This window comes from Rhabdochlamydiaceae symbiont of Dictyostelium giganteum (assembly GCF_964291045.1).
GTDB lineage: Bacteria > Chlamydiota > Chlamydiia > Chlamydiales > Rhabdochlamydiaceae > PALSA-1444.
The window spans coordinates 1,596,449-1,621,334 of record NZ_OZ197277.1; the positions used below are offsets into that span (position 1 = coordinate 1,596,449).

Annotated in this window: 15 protein-coding genes; 10 read left to right on the forward strand and 5 right to left on the reverse strand. The window is 39.5% G+C overall.

The genetic code is table 11. The features are described from left to right. Positions 1-5: 5 nt before the first annotated feature. Both ACI7T6_RS05835 and uppS read right to left on the reverse strand, forming a co-directional pair. Complete coding sequence (locus ACI7T6_RS05835) at positions 6-845, reverse strand: phosphatidate cytidylyltransferase (protein ID WP_404665439.1); 840 nt, start codon at positions 843-845, stop codon at positions 6-8. Next, entirely contained in the window at positions 839-1,576 is a 738-nt protein-coding gene (gene uppS, locus ACI7T6_RS05840; protein WP_404665440.1) for a polyprenyl diphosphate synthase, read from the reverse strand. Before uppS ends, ACI7T6_RS05835 begins: the two co-directional genes overlap by 7 nt. Before the next feature lie 327 nt (positions 1,577-1,903). Between uppS and secD the strand changes: the two genes are divergently transcribed. Genes secD through ACI7T6_RS05855 form a run of 3 tightly spaced genes read left to right on the forward strand, consistent with a single transcriptional unit; the run spans position 1,904 to position 9,311 of the window. Further along, positions 1,904-6,313: a protein translocase subunit SecD gene (gene secD / locus ACI7T6_RS05845; protein ID WP_404665441.1), complete on the forward strand. Its 4,410-nt coding sequence runs from the start codon at positions 1,904-1,906 to the stop codon at positions 6,311-6,313. Between the two features lie 23 nt (positions 6,314-6,336). Further along, positions 6,337-8,085: a single-stranded-DNA-specific exonuclease RecJ gene (gene recJ, locus ACI7T6_RS05850; RefSeq protein WP_404665442.1), complete on the forward strand. Its 1,749-nt coding sequence runs from the start codon at positions 6,337-6,339 to the stop codon at positions 8,083-8,085. Next, on the forward strand, positions 8,082-9,311 hold the full coding sequence (locus ACI7T6_RS05855) for a class I SAM-dependent RNA methyltransferase (protein WP_404665443.1): 1,230 nt from the start codon (positions 8,082-8,084) through the stop codon (positions 9,309-9,311). The genes recJ and ACI7T6_RS05855 overlap by 4 nt, the downstream gene beginning before the upstream one ends. A gap of 68 nt (positions 9,312-9,379) precedes the next feature. On the opposite strand, the gene ACI7T6_RS05860 is transcribed toward ACI7T6_RS05855, so the two are convergent. Then, complete coding sequence (locus tag ACI7T6_RS05860) at positions 9,380-10,780, reverse strand: hypothetical protein (protein ID WP_404665444.1); 1,401 nt, start codon at positions 10,778-10,780, stop codon at positions 9,380-9,382. A 542-nt stretch (positions 10,781-11,322) separates the two neighbouring features. On the opposite strand from ACI7T6_RS05860, the gene ACI7T6_RS05865 reads away from it, so the two are divergent. After that, entirely contained in the window at positions 11,323-13,572 is a 2,250-nt protein-coding gene (locus tag ACI7T6_RS05865) for a hypothetical protein (protein WP_404665445.1), read from the forward strand. Between the two features lie 650 nt (positions 13,573-14,222). On the opposite strand, the gene ACI7T6_RS05870 is transcribed toward ACI7T6_RS05865, so the two are convergent. Continuing rightward, on the reverse strand, positions 14,223-14,669 hold the full coding sequence (locus ACI7T6_RS05870) for a helix-turn-helix domain-containing protein (RefSeq protein ID WP_404665446.1): 447 nt from the start codon (positions 14,667-14,669) through the stop codon (positions 14,223-14,225). 255 nt (positions 14,670-14,924) lie between these two features. Here ACI7T6_RS05870 and ACI7T6_RS05875 point away from each other — a divergent pair, with 255 nt between their 5' ends. From ACI7T6_RS05875 to ACI7T6_RS05900, 6 genes are all read left to right on the forward strand, one after another. Further along, positions 14,925-16,859: a S41 family peptidase gene (locus ACI7T6_RS05875; RefSeq protein ID WP_404665447.1), complete on the forward strand. Its 1,935-nt coding sequence runs from the start codon at positions 14,925-14,927 to the stop codon at positions 16,857-16,859. Between the two features lie 53 nt (positions 16,860-16,912). Then, on the forward strand, positions 16,913-18,409 hold the full coding sequence (gltX, locus tag ACI7T6_RS05880; protein WP_404665448.1) for a glutamate--tRNA ligase: 1,497 nt from the start codon (positions 16,913-16,915) through the stop codon (positions 18,407-18,409). Between the two features lie 82 nt (positions 18,410-18,491). Beyond that, positions 18,492-19,613, forward strand: a complete 1,122-nt coding sequence (locus ACI7T6_RS05885; protein ID WP_404665449.1) for a sulfite reductase — start codon at positions 18,492-18,494, stop codon at positions 19,611-19,613. A gap of 51 nt (positions 19,614-19,664) precedes the next feature. After that, positions 19,665-20,702, forward strand: coding sequence for a hypothetical protein (locus ACI7T6_RS05890; RefSeq protein ID WP_404665450.1), 1,038 nt, complete (start codon positions 19,665-19,667; stop codon positions 20,700-20,702). Positions 20,703-20,788: 86 nt separating this feature from the next. Next, complete coding sequence (murA, locus tag ACI7T6_RS05895; protein ID WP_404665451.1) at positions 20,789-22,153, forward strand: UDP-N-acetylglucosamine 1-carboxyvinyltransferase; 1,365 nt, start codon at positions 20,789-20,791, stop codon at positions 22,151-22,153. Positions 22,154-22,166: 13 nt separating this feature from the next. Beyond that, positions 22,167-23,162: a KamA family radical SAM protein gene (locus ACI7T6_RS05900; RefSeq protein WP_404665452.1), complete on the forward strand. Its 996-nt coding sequence runs from the start codon at positions 22,167-22,169 to the stop codon at positions 23,160-23,162. Here the strand turns inward: ACI7T6_RS05900 and argS are convergent. Further along, positions 23,140-24,882, reverse strand: coding sequence for an arginine--tRNA ligase (gene argS / locus ACI7T6_RS05905; protein WP_404665453.1), 1,743 nt, complete (start codon positions 24,880-24,882; stop codon positions 23,140-23,142). The two genes, ACI7T6_RS05900 and argS, sit on opposite strands and share 23 nt — an antisense overlap. Between the last annotated feature and the right edge of the window lie 4 nt (positions 24,883-24,886).

The window sequence follows — 24,886 nt, forward strand, 5'->3', positions numbered from 1 at the left end:
ATTCCTTAAAATTGAATGAAAAAATAAACCATAGGAGAGGTGAGTAAAAGAGAATCAACAAGATCGAGCACTCCTCCAACTCCGGGTATTTTGTTACTGTCTTTAACCATGGCATCTCTTTTCAGAAGCGACTCAGCTAAATCTCCCACCTGTGCCAAAATACCAATCAAAATCCCTAGCCAAACAGATTGCGCTAAAGAGAGTCCATGCTGGCTCCCTATGACTGAGAAGAAGACACTTAAGCTAACCGCAAAGCAAAATCCGCCAATAGCTCCTTCGATGGTCTTTTTAGGGCTGAGCTCTAGGGCAAGAGGGCGTTTGCCCCATAATTTACCCACAAAGTACCCTCCGATATCACTCACTTTAGTCACTGCAATGAGATAAATGAGCCAAAATCTCCCCCCTTTTCCAAGAGATGGAGCGTATAAAATGGCTAAGAGCATGCTAAGAGGAAATGACAAATAACACACCCCAAAAAACTCCGCTGCAACAGAGAGAATGGCATTTTTACACGCATGAAACCTTGCGATAAAAAGAGAGATGAGTCCTAAAATGATCAGGGGAAAAATTAAAGGCGCTTTATGCGGATAGACAAATGCAGCATAAAGGGCAAAGGTTCCTAGCATCGTCACAATAACCATACGCCTTTGATCCACAGGAATCCCTTTAGCACTTGCTAATTTTCCATATTCCCACACTCCAATTCCTGATAACACCATCGTCAAAATCACAAGGAGCGCATGAATCCACGGGTTATAGGCAAAGAAGAAAAGAAATGTCATCACGGCAACTGCCATGCCTGTAAAAACTAGCCGGTTTAAAAATTCACTCTTACTCTTTAACATCCGATACGCCTGTTTCGTTTTTGAAATTCAGTGATTGCTTCCTTAAGATGGCCTTCATCAAAATCTGGCCATAATGTATTTGTTATATACAATTCTGAATAAGAACTCTGCCATAAAAGAAAATTACTGAGCCGGTGCTCTCCGCTTGTCCGAATGATTAAATCGGGATCTTTCCAAGAAGCGGTATCTAAATACCTCCCAATTAACGTCTCTGTAATTTCTTCTTTTTTTAAATGCCCTTTTTCATGATCTTCCATCATCTGCATGAAAGCCCGTCTCATATCGTCTCTTGCCCCGTAATTGATCGCAAGAACAAGATCAATATTTTTCCCTTGAGAAGTTGACTTTGTAATCTCTTCTAAACAGGTGATGAGTTTTACGGGAAGGCGGCTTAAATCCCCAATTGTTTTAACTCTTACCCCTTCTTTAATCATCTGAGCTTTGCGGCTATTTAAATGAATTCTAAGAAGTGTCATGATGATTTGAATTTCTTCTAGTGACCTGCTCCAATTTTCTGTAGAAAACGTATAAACTGTTAAAACCTTGACTCCTAGATGGATGGCTGACTGAACTGTACGGAAAAGCGCTTGCGCTCCTTGCCAATGCCCCACTAGAGAAGGAAGCCCTCTTTGTTTTGCCCATCTTCTATTGCCATCCATGATGATAGCAACATGGTGAGGAAGCAGAGCTTTTTGCATCTCTTGATGAGGATGTGCAGGTTCTCTTTCCAATTTTAGTCTCCATTGATCTCTTTCTGTCATCAGCAATAGCTGATCTTAAATATAGGCGCTTTAAATTTTTTAAGTTAAATTCATTTACCACAAAAACTAAAGATCTACCCCTCTTTTTACAGTTGAAAATAGCGTGATAAAACTTTCAAGCCAAGAAGAGAAATCATATGCGGAGAGAGCAAAAAAAGAAAGCTTAAGCTCATCTTTATCTCCCTCTCATGATAGCTTCTAACGATTTTCCATTGAATTTTGAGAAAAGGGCAGGTATCTTAAAGCATTGACCTTCATTCCAAGACAACTCTAAATTCGGCACATAAGGTAAGCGTGATGGAAAAACCTAAACGATGGCATTTCTTTTTAATTATATCTGTTTTTACTCTCACCCTTTATAACATCCTGCCCACCCTTTTCTTTTATACAAAACCTCTTAAAGATCCCATTCAAGAAAAAGAAGGGTATCAGATTGCTAAGCAAATTGCTCTTCGGGTAAATCAACTCGAACAAGAGGCGATAGATTTTACTCTGTCTTTTGCAAAGCTGATTGATGTGAGCCCCTTATCCATTGAAATAGATCCTACCAATTGTCAGCTATTAACGATCAAGTTTCATCACCTAGAAGAGGCTAAGCGGTTTCGGTATTTATTTACGCAATCTCAAAGCTATCGCCATTTTGCCCCTTCAAAACTAGAGATTTGTGATCTTGATTTTACAAGTAAAAGTGTGACGCTGCAAAGAAAAATCCCAATTCACTTTAACCTAAAAAACATTCAAAGCTATTTCACCTATGGAAAGATCAAAGAAGAGGATGGGACCTTTACACCGCTTTATCAAGATCTCATCCATGACCGTTTAAAAACAGTGATGCTCTCATTAGGAGGAGCATCCTCATCTTCTTTACTCATCCAATCTTCCTTGAAGCTACAAGATGCCTCTCATCAAGACACCTTAATGGCAATAGGAAAAAAGCTGTTAGAGAGTGCAAAACTTCTTGAAAAGCACCCCTCTTTGCGTAAACGGTACTTTGCCTCCTTTTCTCAAAACCCTTCCTTAAGAGGAAAAGAGTTTGTGACAAAGTGGCTCTTTGCCTTTGATAAGATTAAAGAAGGAATGCGTCTACAGCGGATTGAGCTTAGAAGCGAAAATCAAGAAGGTGTTTCTCAAGAAGCAAAAGAGCAAACTATTCAAGAGCTTTTGCAGCAAGAAAATACGGTCTTAGAGATCACAGCGCTCATTCGAAAATACAAAGATGAATTTGCGGCAGGAAAAAATCCTTTAAATAGTGAATCTATTCAAGCCCCGCTTCAAAATCTTAGCACAGTAGTTCATCAAACTTTTTCTCTTAAAGGGTGCCATCCGTTTATTGAAAGTGTGACTGTGAACGGGGAGTCTCTACAGTTTGAGCTCAATCTTTATGCAGATATCATCAAGGTAGAAGAGTGTAGTCCCCTGGTTGCTAAAGAGGGCCTCCTTCAGATCATCAGTGATAACCTCTTTCTGTGCGCTCAAGCTGCAGAAGAGGCGCTAGAACCTCTTCTAGGATCCTACCGTATTCCTCTTGATCACTTAAGTCATGCTAACGCGTTTCTTTTAATGGATTTAGAGCTGATCGGTCAAGCTGCCTCTGAGAGTATTAAGTCCACTTTAGAGAGCTATTGGACTCCCACACATCCTGATCTTAAGCGAGATGTTTTCCCTATTAAAGAATCTACTTCCTCGTCAGAAAAAACATGGGGACTCTTCATATCACCTCCTACATTTAACGCCCGGACAAATAGTTATCAACCCCTTTACATCCATGCTAAGGGACTCAATATCATCTTAAAGCAAGGAGAAAAGAGTGAAAATAGCCTCTTGCAGCAAGAGCTGTCTCACGATTTACAAGCTCTTCAGCATCTTTTAAAACAACAAGGATTTACCCTCTACTCTGTAGATGAAGAATCTGTCGTCTTTAAATCGGATATAGCCTCTTTTGATCTTTTGCAAGCAACAAGAGAAGAGTGGCATGTGCAAGGATCTAAACGGTATGCCGTATTAGAATTTTCAAATATTGAGCAAAGAATCCTCACAGAAAACCGGATTGATGATCAAATTCATGAAGAGTTACTCAAGTGGAAAGATGACTACCATGCAGCTAGTGCCGGCGTAAAAAATATATCTCCCTTTGCGATTCCTAAACCTACCCAAAGCGCTTTTTTAAGTAATTTAAAACTCAGTTTTATCAAATATTTCCGAGGAGATAATAGGAAAATCCTTCAATGGGGCCTAGATCTTTCAGGAGGAAAAACTCTGCAAATTGAGCTCCAAGATCGTCATGGAAAACAGGTCGCCAATGAAGAGAGCTTAAAGCAAGGGATGCATGAACTCTATAGCAGAGTGAATAAAATGGGCATCTCTGAAGTGAGCATTCGTCAAGAAGGAAAGCATTTAGCTCTTGATTTTCCAGGATCACACGCGCTCTCTCCTAAAGAGTTAGTCAGAGCCTCTTCGATGTTTTTTCATATTGTCAATGAAAAATTCATGACAAACCCCTTGCTTAAGCAAACAAGTGATACCTTTTTAAAAGAGGTGTGGCAAGAGGCGATGACAGCAGGTAAAAAAGAGCTCTCTGATATTCAGCTCATTGCCTGGAACCGTCTACATGGAAAGCAAGAAGAGATTCCTTTCTTAAGAACAGAGGCATCTCAAACCCTTTATGATGCAGGGCTCCGGCTTGCGCACCCTTTTGAAGAAGAGTCTAGTTCTTTGTTTGACACTTCCTTATCAAAAATTGCCCTCTTTAAAGAGGCTGCGTATAAAGCGCACCCTTTAACTCTTGTTTTTGCGCATTACGCCCTAGAAGGGGCGCATTTAGACCATATTGAGGCAAGTTACGACGCCTCTAAAGGAAATATACTCTCTTTTACAGTGAAAAAAACGGCCTTATCTAACGATAAGACACTCTTTTCTCCTCAAGAAGATCTCTACACCTGGTCGTCAGCTTTTTGTGAAGAGAAGATCAAAGGGACACCGCTTGAAAAGGAGTCAAATGGAAGAGGGTGGAAAATGGCTGTTATTTTAAATGGCCACGTTATCGCAGAGCCGTCCCTTTCTTCTCCCATTAAAGAAAGCGCTTCTCTCACAGGCAACTTTACACAAAGAGAAATCCGTCAGTTAGAATTAGATCTAAAAGCTGGATCTTTAAGCTTTACCCCCAAAATTTTATCGGAAAATAATGTGAGTCCAGAGCTGGGGAAACAAGAGCGAAATACCGCGATTTTAGGCATGATGACCTCTCTTGTGCTAGCAGCTAGCGCTATGATCATCACCTATAGGTTTGCAGGAGTCATCGCCTCTTTTGCTGTGATTTTTAATTTACTGATTATTGGGGCAGCGCTTCAAAATATAGGAGCCACTCTTACTCTCTCAGGGATTGCGGGTGTGATCTTAACAGTTGCCATGTCTGTGGATGCTAGTGTCCTTGTGTTTGAAAGAATACGAGAAGAACAAGAGAAAACGGGGCACATTCTAAAAGCTATCCAGCTCGGGTATCAAAAAGCTCTTTCTGCCATCATTGATTCTAATATGACAATGCTCATTGCTGCTGTCATCTTATTTCAATTTGACGCAGGCCCTGTGAAAGGGCTTGCCATTACCCTTATCATAGGTATTATCTCCTCTCTTTTCACCTCTCTTTTTTTCACCCGGGTATTTTTTACCTATTGGTTTCAAAACCCTCAAAGAGCCCCTCTTCATCTTCGCACATTGATCTTACCTAAAGAGTGGAATTTCTTAAAATTCACCCGAATTGTTGTAAGCATTTCTGCCTGTGTCATTCTCCTAGGGTCGTATCTCTTTTTCAAACATGAGCAATCTCTATTAGGAATGGATTTTAAGGGAGGGTACGCTCTTACCATTGATATTGCACCCTCTCAGGGTCAAAATACTCAGCTAAAAGTAGAAGAAGCGCTTTTAAAAAGCGGGCTCAGCGCAAAAGAATTTCAAGTGAGACAGCTTCAAGAGCCTCATTCACTTCGTCTTTTCTTTAGCAAAAGCTTAGATGAGCCAGGAAAGCCGTTTAACACGCTTTCAGACTCTTTAAATACAAACGGACTTCTCTTTGAAAGTAATGCAAAAATTGTGTGGATTGTAGAGTCTCTTGAGGCATCAGGAGTGACGCTATCTTCTCATTCTTTAGAGCATCTTGAGGAAAACTGGACAGCCATTAGCGGGCAAATGTCTCAAACGATGAAGATGCAAGCGGCTTTAGGAATGAGCCTCTCTTTTCTCGCCATTTTGCTGTATATTACAATGAGATTTGAGTGGAAATATGCTCTATCTGCAACACTTTGCCTCATCTATGATGTGATTTTTTGTCTTAGTTCAATGGCCATTTTACATCAAATGAAAGTTCCCTTGCAGCTTGATTTTCACACTGTAGCTGCGTTAATGACTATCATTGGATACTCCCTTAATGATACAATTATTGTGTTTGATAGAATCCGTGAAGACTTTTTTGCCTCTAAAGGGCAAAACTTTCATAAGCTTATTAATGAAGCGCTAAATGTGACACTGAGCAGAACATTAATGACATCAGGGATTACCCTCTTAGTGCTTTTACCTCTTCTCTTTTTAGGAGGAAGTACACTGTTTGGATTTGCGTTAGTGATGGTGATTGGAGTGGTTTTTGGGACTCTCTCTTCCCTCTTTGTTGCAGCTCCTTTAATGGGATGGTTTCATCAATACCGTTTGAACAAATAAAGGCTTTCTTTTAACTCATGAGCATGCGATCTCCTCCCCCTCCTCTTCCATTATGGGTCTACCCAAAGCATGACCCTGCCCTCGTTAAAGAAATCATCGAAGCGTTTAATATCCATCCCATTGCAGCGCAAATACTTGTCTCTAGAGGATTTAGATCCATGGAACCCATCCACGATTTTCTCTATGCGAAGCTCCCTCAGCTGCATGACCCTGATCTCTTCCCGGATATGGATAAAGCGCTTCATAGGATTTTAAGAGCACTTGAGCATCAAGAGAAAATCCTCATTTACGGAGATAACGATGTCGATGGCATCACAGGGACCACCCTTTTAACAGAATTTTTTACATCTCTTGGTGTGACCGTATTTGCTTATATCCCTAACCGCACGCATCTCAATCATAACCTCATTATTGACGCGCTCTCTTACGCCACAAAGCACGCCTGTACGTTAATGATTACAGTGGATTGCGGGATTACAGACGTCTCTGAAATGCGAGAAGCTTATCATCGCCATATTGATATCATTGTGACAGATCACCATGAACCTACAGGACGGATTGCTCACTGCATTGCAACGCTTAATCCCAAACTTCAAGGAAGCACGTACCCTAACCGAGAGATTACAGGAGTGGGTGTTGCGTTTAAACTCGCTCATGCGATCTTTAACCGTTTGATTGAAGAGAGAAAAATTGATCCTGATAAAATCGACTTAAAAGAGTCTTTAGATCTTGTTGCACTTGGCACCATTGCAGATATGGCCTCACTCACAGGAGAAAACCGGATCTTTGTGAGATATGGCCTTAAGCAGCTGAGAAAAACAAAGCGGATTGGTCTTGTTAAGCTGTGTCAGTTTTCAGATATCAATTTGCCTGATATCACTTCATCAGAAGTTGCCTCTAAAATCACCCCAAGAATTAATAGCTTAGGGCGGATTGCAGATCCGAATAAAGGGGTTAAGATTTTACTCAGTCAAGATCCCCTCACTGCAGAAACCCTAGCTAAAGAGCTGAATCTCCATAATCAAGAGAGACGGCAGGTGGAGAAGAAAAATTCTGATGATATCCATGCAAAGATTTTGGAAAATCCTCAATTTTTACACAAAAAAGCCATTGTGCTCTCCTCTAATCAGTGGCATCCAGGGATTATTCCCATTTTAGCTACTAGGATTGCAAAACAATATAACCGCCCGGTTGTTGTGATTGCCATTGAAGGAAACGTGGGAAAAGGGTCTTTAAGAACCATTCCTGAGTTTCCTCTTCTTCCTCTTCTAAGAGCCAATAAAGATCTCTTAATGAATTTTGGAGGTCACGACTATGCAGCAGGCCTGACCATTGCTGTAGAAAACATTGAAGCGTTTAAAACACGGTTTATCTTAAGTGCAGATAGTGTTTTAAAAGAGCAAGACATCAGATCGAAACTGATCCTTGACTCTTCGATTTCCTTTTCTGATCTCTCGTTTGAGTTTATGGAATCGATTTCACTTCTTGAGCCTTTTGGTAATGACAACCCTGTCCCCATCTTCTACTCAGATGTGAAACAGGTGTGGCCTCCTAAAGTTGTGGGGAAATCTCACCTCAAATTTTATATCGATCAAGAGGGGAGAATGCTTGAAGGAATTGGATTTGGTATGGCTTATCGCAAGGTTGAACTCCTAAAAAAACAGCTATCTCTTCACTTAGCCTTTAGCCTTCACGTGAACACTTTTCTCAATAAATCCAGTATTCAACTCCAAATCCGGGATTTTAAACCCATGAACCCAAAAATTCTATGAAAAATCTACAAGGAATTGTCTCTAAGATGGCCTTTGGAGGAGAAGGCGTCATCCGCAATAACGGTCTTGTGACCTTTGTTCCCTATACAGCAATTGGGGATACTGTTGTCTATCAAGAGACGGAAAAGAAAAAAAGCTTTGCAAGAGGAAAACTCCTCTCTCTCATTCAAAATAGCCCAGATAGAGTCGAGCCTAAATGCCCGCATTTTACCAAGTGCGGAGGATGTCAGTTCCAACACCTTCACCCTGATGCTCAATTACGCGATAAAGCCATCTTTGTCCAAGATGCTCTTGAAAGAATTGCGAAACGGTCTATTCCTAAACTCTCTACCATACCGTCTCCCTCTCCTTGGAATTACCGCAAACACATTACCTTAAAATTACGCCCTGTTAATGGAAAGCTGCTAGCTGGTTATCAAGAAAGTGACTTTATTTCTGTGAAAGAGTGTCCTATTTTTGCCAAAGGAAATAAAGAAACCTTTGATCTCGTAAGAATGTTTATAGACCGCCTAGAGCCTTATGAGGGCTCTTTAAGAATCATCTCTACAGAAGAAGGCGCTATACTGGCTTTTACATTTGAAAAAGAGCCTCCATCCTTTGAAAAAGTGGCTCTCTCTCAATTAGACAAATGGAAAGGGATTGCTTTAGGAAAAAAAACATGGGGAGACACCTCGGTTTCTCTCTCCATTGATGCACATCAATTTATGGTATCTCCTTATAGCTTCATGCAAGCCAATTCTCTCCTCGCCCCTAAGCTCTATCATCATCTAGCCTCTCTTGCAGAAGGAAATAAGATTCTTGATCTTTACTGCGGCTCAGGCATCCTCTCTACTCTCTTAGGAAAAAAAGGGCATCAAGTAGTTGGCGTAGAATCGAGCTCTCTTGCTATTCACTACGCAAAACAAAATAGTGAGCACTACGGACTTTCTATTCCGTTTCATACAGGATTTGTAGAAAAACTCCTCCCTACAATCTTGAAAGATTTTCATCCAGATACAGTGATTTTAAATCCTCCGCGAGGAGGCGTACATCCTACTGTGATTGAGAAGTTACAGAAATCTGGCATTAAACGGATTGTGTATATGTCTTGCATGCCCTCAACACTTGCCCGTGATATCAAAGGGTTAGCCAAGTATGAGTTAACAGATCTTTTCCTCTATGATATGTTTCCTCAAACAACTCACTTAGAATCAATTGCTGTTCTCACTCTCTCTTCAGAGGGGTAAAAGAGCCTAAAAAAAAGCCCCGAATAGGGGGCTTTTTAAAAGTCTAGATCGAATCAGAAAAATTTGCTCTACACTTGGTTAATGAGTCCTGCATTGAAATTTTCATCAAAATTTCTCAGGAAATTTCTCAGCGCTTGGAGCCCGTATTCTAAAGATTCACAGACAACTTCAAAATCCATATTTTCAGCTCTTGCATCTTGAAGTTCTTCCCCAGCACTTTTTACTTCTTCAGCTCTTGCATCCATCTCTTCTTTTGTGTAGATGTCCCGGGTAGGTTGAATAAATTGTTCTAGTTCATTAATAAAGAGTTTCAGCTCTACTCTTTTTTCTTGTGTAGAAGTAACCTCAGCTTCATATTGCTTAATTAACTGAGTAATCCGCTCCTTAATCTTTGAAGTGTTGATATAGCCATCTAAATCAAAACTGGCATCACTCTTATTCACTCTTAGGTCTTGAACAAGTTCTTGGATTAATACTTGTGTGAAATGGTAACGGTCATGTTTTTTTATGAGATCTAAAGCGATTTGTTTGAACTCTTCTGGCTTGATGGCTTTTGTCTCATCCTTTTCAATTCTCTCTTTAGTCTCTTTATCTAGTTTGGCTGATGCTGTCCGTCCAATTCCTTTTTCTCCAAAAGCTGGGAAAAAATCTTTATCTTGAAGATGAATGAGTTCTACAAGCTCATCAGCGATTTGTGCTTTAACCTCACTTGAAACATCTTTATTTTTGAGTAAATCTTTATAGATGGAGACAAGGCCTAACGTAAACTGATGCCCTTTTTCTTGAAAATGCGCTTTCACAGGTGTGATGATGTGATTAAAATCGTCTAAAGACCGAATTGTTGCGGCTCTCCATCTCAGTTGATGCACTTCAAGATACCAAGCTTCTACCTTATCGCTTCCTATTTTTTGAGCAAGCGTTTTAACCTCTTCTGTCAACTGTGTAAAAGTATCTGAAGGGCTGTTACCTAAAGAAGAAAACCCTTGCGAAGCTAAAGACCTAAGTAGCTTAATGGCTTGTAGAGAGCATTTATATTCAAAATCTGCTGAAAAAGTGGCAGTAGAAAAATCTTTGACATCTCCTGATAAAAGAGGAAGAAGACTTCCTTTAAACTCTAAAGAAACAGGCTGTTTTTCTACAAAAGAGCGATACCAAGTGAGCTCAAGAAAAATCCGGCACACTTTTGCAACACCCTCTTGAAGCGTCGTCCACCCGCCCTGCTCATCCAGTGTATTTAGGGTAGAAACAATAGAACTATTGACAAGAGGCTGGTTTTTCACCTCTGCAGCAATAATTTGAGTCCCTTTTTGATAAAGATGATCTAACCCTTGGGGAAAGAATTTCTGATCCGGGGTTAAGACAGTGCAAATCTCTTTCACGTCATGGTTTAATTCCTCAACGATACTCTGAGGTGATGTGCCTTGTATTGTATTTGATATAGAAAGCTTACTCATTGCAGAAATTAGCATAACGATCCTTTTAAGGTTATAATTTTTTTCTTATCTATTGTCATCATCAAACTTGGCTTAAGATCCTCACCGATCTATTCATCAAAAGATTGTCTTAAGATTCATTCTCAACATAAAAGGCGTTTTGGCTTTCCATCTATTGTATAGAAGTCAAAAAAACCTTGTCTTTAAGATGCGAAAAGATAAAATCTTCTTTTCGCACCTTTAAAAAATAGGATGTTAATTTTTTCTCTACAAAAAATCAAATTAAAAAAATACCCTCTCTGATTAAACAACACTTAAAAAGATTTATAACTGTTTAAAGATAAAAAAAGCCCTGCATCCCACTCTTATTTTTAGAGATTACCTCCCTTCAAACTCACCTATTCCTCAATAAGCCCTATTTTTTTGAATTTAAATCGCTCGTCTTCAATAGATAAAATGACAAAGCAGATCTTGAATAGAGGCTTTAGTCATTAAGTAAGCCCTCATGATTAGTGATTGACTTTATGCCATTTGAATTTGATACTGTCAATTATTGTTTTTTATCTGGAGGCCTGATTATGAAAATTACAGATCAAAATTTTTGTTGCTCTTATCTGTTAAAAAATCAAAATTTAAATAAACCTAATGCAAACTCTCATCCTATAGAAAAAATCCCTGAAAATATACTCCCTTCTGATGAAGTGATCGATATTAATTCTTTACAAACTATGTCTATTAAGGATCAAGAAAAACAAAAAATTTGCTTACAATTAAATCCTAAAGTCACACTCATTGAAAAAAATCTACTTAAGCCTCTTCAAGATAATCCGCTAAAAAAAATAGATTCTTTAGACTTTGAACAGTGGAAAATCAAATATGAAAAGTATTGTAATCTTTACCCAGAGTGGTGCAAGTTTGTTCAGTCAGGAAATTTTCTCATCAGAGAGGCTCCTAGTTACCAGCAAAAAATAGAAGCATGCAAAAAGAAGATGTCTCTTATCCATGAGGAAGACAGGCTAGATAATCTTGAAAATACACATCTAGAAAATATCGATCAAGCCATCCATCTCATTCTTGAAGAGTATGAGAAAGGGGATAAAAAAAGCTCTAACAGTAAAATGTTAAATCACTCTATCCAGATCATTTATGAGAAAATTTATCTTCTTATTACGCGGCCTATTGGAGAAATTCTAGCTTATAAGAACAATCCATTAAATTTATTCATTATGAATCAAAAGCAATTTAGTCAAGAATTGCATCAATTAGCCAACTCTTTCCTTAATGCTCCTCCTCAAATTTTGATAGATGAACTCCTTTTCTCTATCAAAGATAACGCACTTACAAAACAACGGGATCTATGTGTAAAAGCGTATCCTCTTTATCAGACAGAAATTGACTGGCTTGTCAATAAAGCAAAGCTACTCATCCAAGAAGCGAAGGCCAAAGTAGATCAAGAAATTCTAAATTATTATAATGAGCCTCCTGTGCATTTTTGTTTGAGTGAAATTTTTTCTAAACGGCAAGATTTAAAAAATCGTTATGATCAAGTGTTTCAAGGGAACTATTTTTCTGCTGGGGAGATGCCCCGAGGGTATTCAAATGGAACCATCCATTATGCCTCTTATCTCTCTCAACTCACGGCTCTTCTAAAAAGCTGTACCAAATTTAATGAAGCCTTGGATAAAGAGCCAACTGCCTTCCAAACTTTTCAAAAAGAGTGCGAGGAGTATCTTAAATATAAAGAGAGAATCGTTCATTTTCAAAAAAATATCCAACCTTTAATTTTGCTTTTACAGCCACTAAAAAATATTATGCTGTGGCCTAGGCAGTATGAATTATCAGAAAAAGAAATGAAGTTGATTAAAGATAACCTTTATTTACTCATGGAAATTTCTAATCAAAAATCTTCAAAGCAATCTCTGATTGCTCATGAATTCTTAGATATTTCAGAAATAGCTCGTTTAGAAACTGCACAAATCATTCAAAAGGAAAATTGCTCTGCTTTAGAAAAACATCAAGCATACCGAGCCCTTTTACATGGGAATATCCCCTGGAGGGCGCTTCAAATGATTGGAAATCTTCTCCATCATGGAGGAGACATTTCAAAAGAAGCCATTGAATTTAATCAGGCACTTGTTGAGGACGCATTGATTGATCTTATGGAAGAAATTCCTAAGGTCATTCAATCTATTGAGAAACTCATCGACTTTGAAGTAGAAGAATTTTCACCTTCTCCTTCCCTTGTATCTATTGAAAAATTACCTCCTGGATCGTATGCCAATATCTGTCTCTTAGGAGATTTTACGCATACTCAAAAACATCTACAAAAAATTGAAGAGATTCTCACACCATGGAAAGATCTCTCCTTAACAGCTTCAAGTTTTAAAGAAGCAAAAATTAAACATGCTATTTTAAGAACAATTGAAAGCTTAGGAGAGGTTGTAAAAAATCTTAGATCTATCGGCTTATTAAGTAAAGATCCCATTTGGAAATATTTAGAAGAGCTGAGGGATTTATTATCGCATTCTGAAAGAAGCTCTATTGAACAGCAAATTCATCTATTTATTCATGGCTCTAAAGACCAAACGGTCACCTCTCTACTTAATGATTTTCGTAAGCTTCTGGAACATTTTAGTCACTACAAAAAAACACCTAAGGCAGTACAAACTTGGGCCGATCGCAAAAAAGAATATCATGCAACCCAATCTTCAAGATCATATCTCGAAGTTGGCGGCATCAATAATTTATATGTTTTCCTTACAGAAAAAATCTCAGCAGGCCGGATCTCTAAATTACAGAAGTCTCATAATAAACAAGAAGAAGAGTAGAGCCTACATAACAGGGGTTTAATGTAAATATTTTACCAGATATTTATCTCTAACATGAGCTTTATACAAGAAATGAACTATTTTATATACTCCCCTATTTAATCTAGATTAAATAGGAGGTTATAATGAACAGTTGGAAGGATCAATTTTGCTCAGTCCTTAGGAGCTACTGATGGACGTATATTTTATTTATATAATAACATGTTCAAGTTATGAGCAAACACAAGCTTAACAAATCAAAAAACAGCTTTAACAACTCCTCTTTCTGAAAAACTTCAGCTATTAGAGACGATTCTTAAAACTGAATCTTCCAAATAAAAGAGTTCAACCACCGAAAAATTTATATTTTAGAATTTAAAAGGCATGGATAAAACAGTTTGAAAGGGAATGTAAAACAAGAAAATGCAGTCTATAAGAGGGTTTGATAGAGGAAGTGTTTAATAAACCTAGGACTTAAGGGTTAAGAGATAAGGGAAAAATAACAGGCAAGAAAGTCTATTTCAATATAAAGCGTGACCCTCTTAAGGAAGTCAGCTTGATGTAGGGATATTATAAATACCTTGCGCCCCTCTGCATTTAAAGAAAAAGAGGCAATGCCTAATCCTAGTTTTTAGGCATTGCCCCCTCAAGCTTGATTGCTTAGGGGAAGACTAGCTTGCTTGAGATTGCGAAGTCTTCTTAGAAAGGTAGCTCTCTTGGTATCCTTTCACATCGTTTGAGTGAATAACCCAAGCAGCACCTTTACGGATTGCTTTAAGTAAGCCAACACGTGTTGCGTAGTAGATCTTTTGCGCAGGAACGCCCAAGATTTTTGCAACTTGATTAACAGAATAGTAACCTTTGTTATTATCAAATAATAACTCGCCATCAAACATTGACTTTGTACGTGAATATTTGTGTTTGCGGTACTCTTCTAAATCTCCTAAGTCAATTGTCCAGCGTGTCGCATCTTTTTGCGCTCTTAATTTACCTTGCTTAATCGCAACATAAATTGCTTGACGTGTGACGTTGTTAATACGAGCAGCTTCAGTGATTGAAACTACTTTTTTGCCTGATCCATCAACCGACGGTGTGCGGTTTTGAGAGTCATTAGACATAGAATCCTCCTAAAATATATTGATTTGTTTATGTTACAGTTGAGAAGCCTGCGGCTTCCAATTATTCGATTTTCTTTTCTATTATAATTATTATGCCGTTAGATAATTAATTATGAGGTAAAAAGGAGTTGAAATCAAGACATTTATTCAAAAAAATTATCAAGACGCCATTTTCCTGAAAATTGTTATCGTCATAAACCCTTAACATAGTATAACCTACACCTCAAACAAAGCAGATGAGTTTTTTTTAGCCAGATGAAAAAAATACAGATCATACCGCTCTTTTTCCTCTTCTTTTGCCTCTCTTTATCTCCTGTTCATGCCTCTTTATCTTCTCTAGATGCCTACCGTAAGCTAGAAGAAATTCTCAAATATCATGCGCTCCATCACCACTTAACTGAAGAGCTGATTACAAGATCGTTGGATAACTTTTTAGAAGAACTCGACCCTCAGCATAGCTACTTACTTGAAGAAGAAGTCAGACCGTGGCTTCATCCCTCTTCAGAATGCCTAAAGATTGTTTTACAAGAAGTAAGAGGAAAAAACTTCCGCTTTTATCAAGAGATGTATGCTACTTTATTAAAAAGCATTGAAAGACGGCGTCTTATTGAAGAGGAAATCAAAGAAATGCCTCTTGCAAAAGACGTTAGCCTTGAGGAATTTAAAGAGCTGACATGGGCAAAAACAAGAGATGAGCTTAAAACAAGACTACACCGCATTCAAAGTTTACAGCTTCAAACAGCGTGTAAAATTTTAACTCCTCAAGAACAGCTCCAATTTCAAGCCCGTTTAGAAAAAAGGCGCCTTCATAAAGAAGAGACGCTTTTAGGAGGCTCTTCTTCTTTGCAAATGCACCGTTTTTTAACCTATGTTCTTAAAGCTATTACCTCAGCACTTGACTCTCAAACAGCCTATTTCACTCCTAAAGAAGCCAGCCATCTCCTAATGCAAGTGCAACAGCAGCTCTATGGGATTGGAGCGCAGCTAAGAGATGATTTAAATGGTCTGACAATTACCCGCATATTAGATGAGAGCCCTTTAAGTTTAGAGCCCAGGGTCAAAGTGGGGGATCAAATTATCGCGGTCAATGATACCCCGGTGATTGGTCTTGAGATTACCGATGCTGTAGAGCTGATCCGGGGGCCAAGAGGCACGCCTGTGACACTTACGTTACTTAAAACACAAGAAGAAGAGCCCTTTCAGCTGACACTGACTGTTACCCGGGATAGAATTGTTTTAAAAGAGAATCAATTCACCTCAAGTGTAGAGCCTTTTGGAGACGGCGTGATTGGGTATTTAACGCTCCACTCTTTCTATCAAGACTCAGACTACTCCTCTGAATCAGATATCTTAGGAGAAATTAATAGGCTGAAGAAAAATAGTAATCTACAAGGAATTATTCTTGATCTTAGAGGAAACACAGGGGGGCTTCTTCCTCAAGCTGTAGGTGTGGCTGGTCTTTTTATGAAACAAGGTGTTGTTGTTTCTGTGAAAGACCATACAGGGTTTATTCAAAAGCTGAGAAATCTAAAACCGCTAACTGCTTGGGATGGCCCTTTAGTGATCCTCACCAATAAACTCACCGCCTCTGCCTCTGAAATTGTCGCGCAAACCCTTCAAGAGTATGGAAGAGCCGTCATTGTGGGAGATTCAGAAACATTTGGTAAAGGGACCTTTCAAACCTTTACTCTCGATTCTAGATATGGAGACCGTATTAACCCTCAAGGAGAGTATAAAGTCACAAGAGGGTGCTACTACACCGTTTCTGGAAAATCTCCTCAAAAAACAGGGGTTAAAGCAGACATCATCGTGCCAGGTGTCTTCTCCTTTTCTAAGATTGGGGAGCGGTACGCTAAATACCCGTTAGAGCCTGACGCCATCTCTCCAAGCTTTCAAGACGATCTCTCAGATATTCCTTTAATCCATAGACACCAAATCCGTAAACTGTATCACCAGCATCAGCAAGAACTCTCTTACCTCTATGCTCCTTACCTTGCATATCTCTTGAAAAACTCTCGGGATCGTCTTGATAGGAATCTCTCTCATCAAGCATTAATGAAACAGCACTCTCAAGAGTCAGATGATACTCACCTACTCAATGAACTTCTAGATACGCAGAAACAAGAGTCGATTAATATCATGAAAGACTTGATTCTCATGCGGGGGAAGTTATCTCATCAAGCTGCTTGAAAAGTATCTCTTTTTCCAGGACAATGGTGTGTTTAATAAAGAAGAGTAACATCATGACTGTACGTGTACGCATAGCTCCTTCTCCAACAGGAGATCCGCATGTAGGAACAGCCTATATGGCCCTATTTAATTTGATTTTTGCAAAACATTTCAAAGGAACATTCATCCTAAGAATTGAAGATACGGATCAAACACGTTCTCGTCCTGAATATGAAGTCAATATCTATAAAGCATTGCAGTGGGCAGGCATTTCCTGGGATGAGGGACCAGATGTTGGAGGCCCTTTTGGACCTTACCGGCAGTCTGAGAGAACCTCAATTTATCAAGAGTATTGCCAAAAGCTTCTTGATAGCGGAAAAGCGTACAAATGCTTTGCAACAGCAGAAGAGCTCTCTGAAATGCGCGAAGTGGCCGCAAAACTGGGTAAACGCGTCGGCTATGATCGCAGATACCGTAACTTAAGCCCTCAAGAAGTAGAAGAGAGAGAAAAGCGGGGTGAATCCTATGTGATCCGTTTAAAAGTGCCTCTTACAGGAGAGTGTGTCTTTGAAGATGGGATCAAAGGGCGTATATCGTATGCTTGGTCAGATATTGATGATCAAATCCTCATGAAATCTGACGGTTTTCCTACCTATCACCTAGCAAATGTAGTAGATGACCATTTGATGGAAATCTCTCATGTTATTAGAGGAGATGAGTGGATCAGCTCAACACCTAAACACATCCTTCTCTATGAGAGCTTTGGATGGACACCTCCTGCTTTTCTTCACATGCCTCTTCTTTTAGGAAAAGATGGAAGAAAACTGTCTAAACGAAGAAACCCCACCTCTATCTTTTACTATAGAGATAGCGGCTATCTTCCTGCTGCCTTTGTGAACTTTATGACCCTCATGGGATACAGAATGCCAACAGATCAAGAGATTTACTCATTAGATGAAATCATTCAATCGTTTGATCCGGCGCGAATTGGCGTGTCAGGGGCGTTTTTTGATGTATTAAAACTCGATTGGCTCAATCAACAATACCTCATTAACTCCATTCCGACAGAAAACCTCTGGGCAAAGATCCGGGATTGGGGATTTAATGACGCCTTTATGCAAAAGCTTATGCCTCTTTGTCATACAAGGATTAAAACCTTTGCAGAATTTATCGAGCTGTGTGGATTTTTCTTTATCCACCACCTCCCTTATGCACATCCGTTATTTACCCCAGCTGGCATCTCTCTTGAAAAAGCTGCTTTCATTCTCCAAACAGTGATTTGGAGCTTAGATGAAAAGGAAAATTGGGGAAGATCTGGCATTGAAGACACCTCAAAGCAAGTGGCAGAAGCGTTTGGAGTGAACCATAAAAAAGTCATCATCCCTCTTCTTTATGCAGCGATATCTGCAAAATTACAAGGCCCGCCTCTTTACGACTCATTTGAGCTCCTTGGAAAAGATCGGTGCCGTGCAAGGCTTCTCTCTGCCATTGATTTTGTCGGAGGATTATCAGGAAAGAAGATGGATATTTTACAAAAAGCGTGGAATATGCGTCAGTGCCAATCTCTTTAATCTCTTCTCATAAGACTCTTATCTTGCATCAAGATAAGAGTCTCTATTCCCTTTGTTTAACACCCTATCCTTACAAGAATTTATGAACGCCCCTTTTGACCGTACACACCCTTACCACACTCACATTCTTCATAGAGCTTTGATCACAAAGCAAGGGTCATCAAAGGATGTTTTTCATCTCGTCATTAATTTAGAAGGTTCTAATATCACCTATAGAGCAGGTGACTCTTTAGGCATTTATCCGGTTAATGATTTAGGACTTGTAACAAGGATTTTAAACGCGCTCCCCTTTGATCCATTAACTCCTGTCATCCACCCTAGATCTCAAAAACAGATGACACTTCAAGAGTTCTTTTTAGAGCATGCAAATCTCTCAAGAGTAACAACATCTCTTCTCAAACAATTTGAGGCGCATCCAGATATTGAAAAAATACTTCAAGATAAAGAAAAAACCACCTCTTATCTCTCTAAAATAGATGTGATTGATCTCATCGCGCAGTATGGAAGTTGTGTTCAAGAGCTCACCCCTCTTTTAGGAGCTATATCTCCTTTACTCCCTAGACTCTATTCGATTTCCTCATCTCCTTCTATTAGCCCTCATAGAATTCACCTATTAGTGGCTCTCACCTCTTTTTACCATCAAGAAGAGCTAAGATACGGAGTGGCAAGTCACTTTCTCTCAGAAAGAGCTCTCATTCAATCCACACCCATTCGGTGCTTTATTCAGCCAACTCCTCATTTCCTTCTCCCTGCTGATTTAAATACTCCCATTATTATGATTGGGCCAGGAACAGGTATTGCTCCTTTTCTTGCCTTTATGCAAGAGAGGGTCTTTCATAGAGCACCGGGGAAAAATTGGATCTTTTTTGGAGAAAGAAATCAAAAAACAGATTTTATCTATGAAGAGTTTCTCTCTTCCTTAGCTGTACAAAATAAGCTTTTGATTGATCTTGCCTTTTCAAGAGATCAAGAAGAGAAAATCTATGTTCAACATAGGCTTTTAGAAAAAGGGGAAGAGGTGTGGCAGTGGCTTCAAGAAGGTGCATACCTGTATATATGCGGAAGTGCAAACCCCATGGCTAAAGATGTGGAACAGGCCATGTTAACCATTTTTACAGTGTATGGAAAGCTCTCATTAGATTCTGCTAGAGCGTATCTCAAAGAGTTAAGACATCAAAAAAGATATCTTCTTGATGTGTATTAATGGCTGCATGTCTTCTTTTTTCTATCTCAAGCAGAAAAGATTTTAACTCATATGCCCTTCATTCATGTTGCTAATACAGATGCAGAACGGGAAATGGAAGGAAGCTCTCACCCTGTATTTCAAGAGAGTTTAAATAGCACTCCTATTACACGGCAGCTCCAATTTCTTCCTCTTCTTTATAAAAAAAGAGAAGATCAAGTTCTAGTCACCTCTAGGGTAGAAAAATATAAAGATCATCTTCAATCTTTTATAGGCCCTTTCAAAGAAGGGTCAGAAATCCTCTCATGGGCGCCCTCTCTTGCTCTTGCCTCTTTTGCCAAACAAAACGGCCTTATCTACTTGATGCCAGAGTGGGAAGTGGTGAAAGAGGTCAACTCCAAAGCGTTTTCTTTTCATCAAGGGACCTATCTTCCCCGATCTGAACTCATCATTTCCTGGGATCAGCTTTTAAAATGGATCTCTTTAACAGAGGGGCCAAGAGTTTTAAAAACCTGCTTTGGATCTGCTGGAAAAGGACACCTTCTCCTTCCTGGGCCCTCTTTACAAAAACTTGAAGCGTTTGCCTACCCTCAGTTTTTAGCAGGAAGACCTCTCATTGCAGAGCCGTTTGTAAAAAGAGTGCTAGATTTTAGTACGCAGTGGATCATATCTAAAGATCAAACTATTCACTATGTAGGATCTACCGTGCTACAAAATAGCCCTAAAGGGCACTACCAGGCAAGTGTGATTGGGGAAGAGTCTTTGTTATTTAAGTCTTATCTTCCTCAACTAGACTCACATAAAATCACAGCAGAATCAGTATTAAAAAAAATGGCCTCTTTAGGTTTTTTTGGACATGTAGGAATTGATGCGATGATCTGGGGAGAGGCGATTTTACACCCCATTGTAGAGATTAATGCTAGGAAAACCATGGGTTTTATGGCTCTTGAAATGAGAAAGCAGCTGTTTCCTCATCAAACCATCAAGCTCAGTTACACGCATCATCATAGAAGCGGTTTACCTCTTCTTCCTCAAGAGGCTCTATTTAATGGAAGAAATGACCCATTTCCGTATAATCTATATGCAGAAATTCTACAAAGAGCCACATAAACTTTTAAATCAAAGCGCCTCTTCTTGAAATGCAGAAGAAAAAATGGAAAAAGCTTTGTCTTAAGGGTTCATATAAAGAGGAAGCAATGGATATTTTAAAAATTACAGGAGGAGTTCCTCTTCAAGGTCATGTCAAAATTTCAGGGGCAAAAAATGCCATCACTAAACTTCTTGTCGCCTCTTTAATCTCGGATAAACCGTGCACCTTTTTTAACGTGCCGCAAATTCGAGATGTGGAAGTGACTCTTGATCTTTGTAGAGAAATTGGAAGCTGTGTCAATTGGGATAAGAAACTTGGCATCATTGAAATTGTGACGCCTCATCTTAAAACAACCTATGTGCCTCAGCGGTTTTCAGGAGCTAACCGTATTCCCATTCTGATGATTGGAGCGCTTTTAGGAAGAACGGATGAAGATATCATCGTCCCAACTGTTGGAGGGTGTAACATTGGAACCCGTCCTGTCGATTTTCATTTAATTGCTCTTGAAAAGCTCGGCGCTACGATTGAGTTTCGGCAAATGAAAAAAGAAGGCGCTTACTTTGCAAGAGCTCATCAAGGGCTTAAAGGCGCCATTATAGAGCTTCCTTACCCCTCCATTGGAGCTACAGAAAACACTCTACTTGCTGCATGCCGGGCGAAGGGAGAGACCTTAATTAAAAATGCCGCCACAGAGCCAGAGATTGTTGATTTAATTCTGTTCTTACAAAAGCTTGGCGTTGCCATCACTATTGATGTTGATAGAACCATCCGGGTTCAGCCGGCTCAAGAGTTTTATGAAGTGGAGCACACCGTCGTGTCTGATCGTACAGAAGCAGCTTCCATGGGAATGGCAGCCATTAGCACTCAAGGAAGGGTGTTTGTAGAAGGGGCTCAGCAGCTTCATATGATTGCCTTTCTCAATAAGCTAAGAGAAATTGGAGCTGGATTTCAGGTGAGAAGTAACGGCATTGAGTTTTTCTATAAAGGGCCTTTAAAAGGGGGCATTCTTTTAGAAACAGATGTGCATCCGGGGTTTTTAACCGATTGGCAGCAGCCGTTTGTGGCTCTTTTAACTCAAGCAGAGGGGCACTCCGTTGTGCACGAAACGGTGTATGAAAACAGGTTTGGATATACTGAAACTCTCAATGAAATGGGATCTGACATCCAGCTTTTTTCTAACTGCTTAGGCCATACACCTTGCCGTTTTAAATCCCGTAACTACTGCCACAGCTTAGTGGTTAAAGGGGTTACCCCTCTTAAACCTAAAAATATTGAAATCCCTGATCTCAGAGCTGGGTTTGCCTATGTGCTTGCAGCGCTCATTGCTCCAGGGACAAGTCACATTTCAGGAGCTCACTATCTAGATAGAGGGTATGAGCATTTGGTAGAGAAACTCTCTTCTTTAGGAGCTACTATCTCAAGAGAAAATACCGCATCTCCAAAGCTTTTAGCTGAAACCTCAATCGCTTAAGAGGTAAACACGCGTGGCCCTGCATTGGAGACAAATTCAGCGAGATAACTTTACTGAGGTGAAAAAACTGCTTGTTTTTCTTGAGCTTGAAGAGAAAAACCAAGAAGTCATTGATCAAAGGAGTCAGTTCCCTCTCAATCTCCCCTTAAGACTTGCTCAGAAAATTGAGAAAAATAACATCTTGGACCCGGTTTTTCTGCAATTTGTTCCTCTTAAACAAGAACAAATCAAGACACAAGGGTTTTGTAGCGATCCAGTCGGTGATGAATTAGTCTTAAAAACGCCTAAACTCTTACATAAGTATCAAGGAAGAGCGCTTCTTGTCTTGACAAGCCACTGTGTGATGAACTGCAGGTTTTGTTTTAGGCAACATTTTCCTTATGAGAAAAAACTCTCCCTCTTTGAAGAGGAGTTAAGATGCATTAAGGAAGACCCTTCCATTGAAGAGGTGATATTAAGCGGAGGCGACCCTCTTTCTCTTCCTGACTACAGGTTAGAAGAGCTCTTAAAAAGTCTCTCGGTCATCCCTCACGTAAAAAAAATTCGGTTTCACACCAGGTTTCCTTTAGGGATCCCTGAGAGATTAGATACGTCATTTTTAACTCTTATTGCATCCCTCCCCACCCAAATTGTCTTTGTGATTCACGTCAATCACGTCAATGAACTAGATGATGACATTCTCTTAGCACTTAAAAGGGTGCAAAAAATTGGCATTCCTGTTCTTAGCCAAACGGTGTTATTAAAAGGGGTTAATGATACGATATCTTCTCTCAAAGAGCTTTTTTCGTGCCTCACCAATCATGGCATCATCCCTTATTACCTTCATCAACTCGATAGAGTTCAAGGAGGCGCTCACTTTGAAGTGAGTGAAGAAACAGGTCTTCATTTAATCTCTGAGCTGAAAAAATGTCTCCCTGGCTACGCCGTTCCTAAATACGTGCAAGAAATCAAAGGGCACACCTCTAAAACAGAGATACTTGCCCCCTCTACATCTTTTCCAGTGGTTTAAGCCCTAAGATCGTTAGACCTTGCTTTAAAACTAAAGCGGTGAGTTCACACACTAAAAGCCGGCTTGTTTCTTGAGAAGATCCTTCTACCCTGCAATCTCGAAAGAAAGCGTGGAACTTTTCAGCAAGGGTATAAAGGTAATCTGTCAGCCTATTGGGAAGCAGCTCTTCTGCCATACTCTCTAGTGTCTCTCCAAACTGCCTTAAGTGAAGCGCTAGTTCAATTTCTGAAGGGTGCTCAAGAGTAACCATACCCTCTTTCATCACCTCTGAAATGCTTCTTGAAATCTTTCTTTGAATGCTTCGAATTCTGACATAAGCGTATAAAAGAAAAGGAGCCGTATTCCCTTCAAACCTTAGCATCCTTTCATAGCTAAAGGTGTAATCTTTAATACGGTGAGAAGAGAGATCGGCATATTTAAGAGAGTTAATCCCTAAAATCGTTGCCATCTCTTGAAGTTCTTGAGAACTGAGCGTCAAAAATCTCTCTTGCAGTAACGCTTTAGCTTGATTAATTGCCTCTTGGATAAGATCGATCAGCTTTTCTGTTTCTCCTGACCGCGTTTTAAATTTCTTACCATCTTTTCCCAGCACAACCCCAAAGGGAACGTGATCAACTCTTACCTTTGTTCTATCTAAGTAAGACGCTTTTTCTGCTGCTTTAAAAATCATTTCAAAGTGCAGCGACTGCCCAGAATCTGTCACAATGATAATACGGTCTGCTTTTTCTTCCCTAATACGGTGGCAAATGGCTGCCATATCTGTTGTATCGTAGTTGTAGCCGCCATCTGATTTTTGAATGATGATGGGAAAAGGCTCTCCCTCTCTTCCTTCATACCCTTCTAAATAGATGCATTTAGCAGCGCCTGAGAGGGTAATCATCCCTTTATCTTCTAAATCTTTCACCACAGAGGCAAGATACGGATTATAAAAAGATTCCCCTCTTTCAATAATAGCGATATCTAAAAGGGTATAAATTAATTCAAATCCTTTCCTTGAAATATCACAAATGCGTTTCCATAGGGCAACCTCTTCTTGTTCTTCTCTTTGGAGCTTAACCACTTCTAGCTGAGCTGTTTTTTTAAAAAGTGGATCTTCATCAAAGAGCTTTTTAGAGAGTTTATACCACTGCATCAGCTGACTTAAATCAAACTCTTCTTCTTTTTGAAAAAGCTGTTCTTTTTTAATGTAGGCAATCAGCATTCCAAACTGCGTTCCCCAATCCCCAATGTGATTCAGTCTTAAAACATCATGTCCTAAAAACTCAAAGAGTCTAGCTAATGAATCGCCAATAATGGTTGAGCGTAAATGCCCTACATGGAGCTCTTTAGCGACATTAGGAGAGGAAAATTCCACAATCACGCGTTCTTGATGCTCTGGCCTTGCAATCCCTAAAAACGGCTCTTTAAGCATCTGCATCAGCTGCTGAGATAAAAAAGAGGGAGTAAAGGTGATATTAATAAATCCTGGACCTGCAATCTCTAGCGATGCGATCATATCAGGCGTCTCTTCAAGAAGCTCTTTCCACTTCATCACCATCATTTGAGCCACATCTCTTGGGCTTTTCTTTAACTCTTTAGCCAGCTTTAAGGCGTTATTACACTGATAATGTCCAAATTGCACTTGAGTAGAATGCGTAATATCAGGTTGAACAGGATTTGATGTCACCTTCTTTAAAATCTTATCTACCTGCTGCTCTAAAACCGTCTTCAGATGATCCATAAAA

What these genes read in the sequence shown, in the direction of transcription:
- gltX (WP_404665448.1), top strand. Translation starts at nt 16,913, where the DNA reads ATGACTGTACGTGTACGCATAGCTCCTTCTCCAACAGGAGATCCGCAT.
- recJ (WP_404665442.1), top strand. Translation starts at nt 6,337, where the DNA reads ATGCGATCTCCTCCCCCTCCTCTTCCATTATGGGTCTACCCAAAGCAT.
- argS (WP_404665453.1), bottom strand. Translation starts at nt 24,882, where the DNA reads ATGGATCATCTGAAGACGGTTTTAGAGCAGCAGGTAGATAAGATTTTA.
- ACI7T6_RS05875 (WP_404665447.1), top strand. Translation starts at nt 14,925, where the DNA reads ATGAAAAAAATACAGATCATACCGCTCTTTTTCCTCTTCTTTTGCCTC.
- ACI7T6_RS05865 (WP_404665445.1), top strand. Translation starts at nt 11,323, where the DNA reads ATGAAAATTACAGATCAAAATTTTTGTTGCTCTTATCTGTTAAAAAAT.
- murA (WP_404665451.1), top strand. Translation starts at nt 20,789, where the DNA reads ATGGATATTTTAAAAATTACAGGAGGAGTTCCTCTTCAAGGTCATGTC.
- ACI7T6_RS05855 (WP_404665443.1), top strand. Translation starts at nt 8,082, where the DNA reads ATGAAAAATCTACAAGGAATTGTCTCTAAGATGGCCTTTGGAGGAGAA.
- ACI7T6_RS05870 (WP_404665446.1), bottom strand. Translation starts at nt 14,669, where the DNA reads ATGTCTAATGACTCTCAAAACCGCACACCGTCGGTTGATGGATCAGGC.
- ACI7T6_RS05890 (WP_404665450.1), top strand. Translation starts at nt 19,665, where the DNA reads ATGCCCTTCATTCATGTTGCTAATACAGATGCAGAACGGGAAATGGAA.
- ACI7T6_RS05885 (WP_404665449.1), top strand. Translation starts at nt 18,492, where the DNA reads ATGAACGCCCCTTTTGACCGTACACACCCTTACCACACTCACATTCTT.
- secD (WP_404665441.1), top strand. Translation starts at nt 1,904, where the DNA reads ATGGAAAAACCTAAACGATGGCATTTCTTTTTAATTATATCTGTTTTT.
- ACI7T6_RS05835 (WP_404665439.1), bottom strand. Translation starts at nt 845, where the DNA reads ATGTTAAAGAGTAAGAGTGAATTTTTAAACCGGCTAGTTTTTACAGGC.
- ACI7T6_RS05860 (WP_404665444.1), bottom strand. Translation starts at nt 10,780, where the DNA reads ATGCTAATTTCTGCAATGAGTAAGCTTTCTATATCAAATACAATACAA.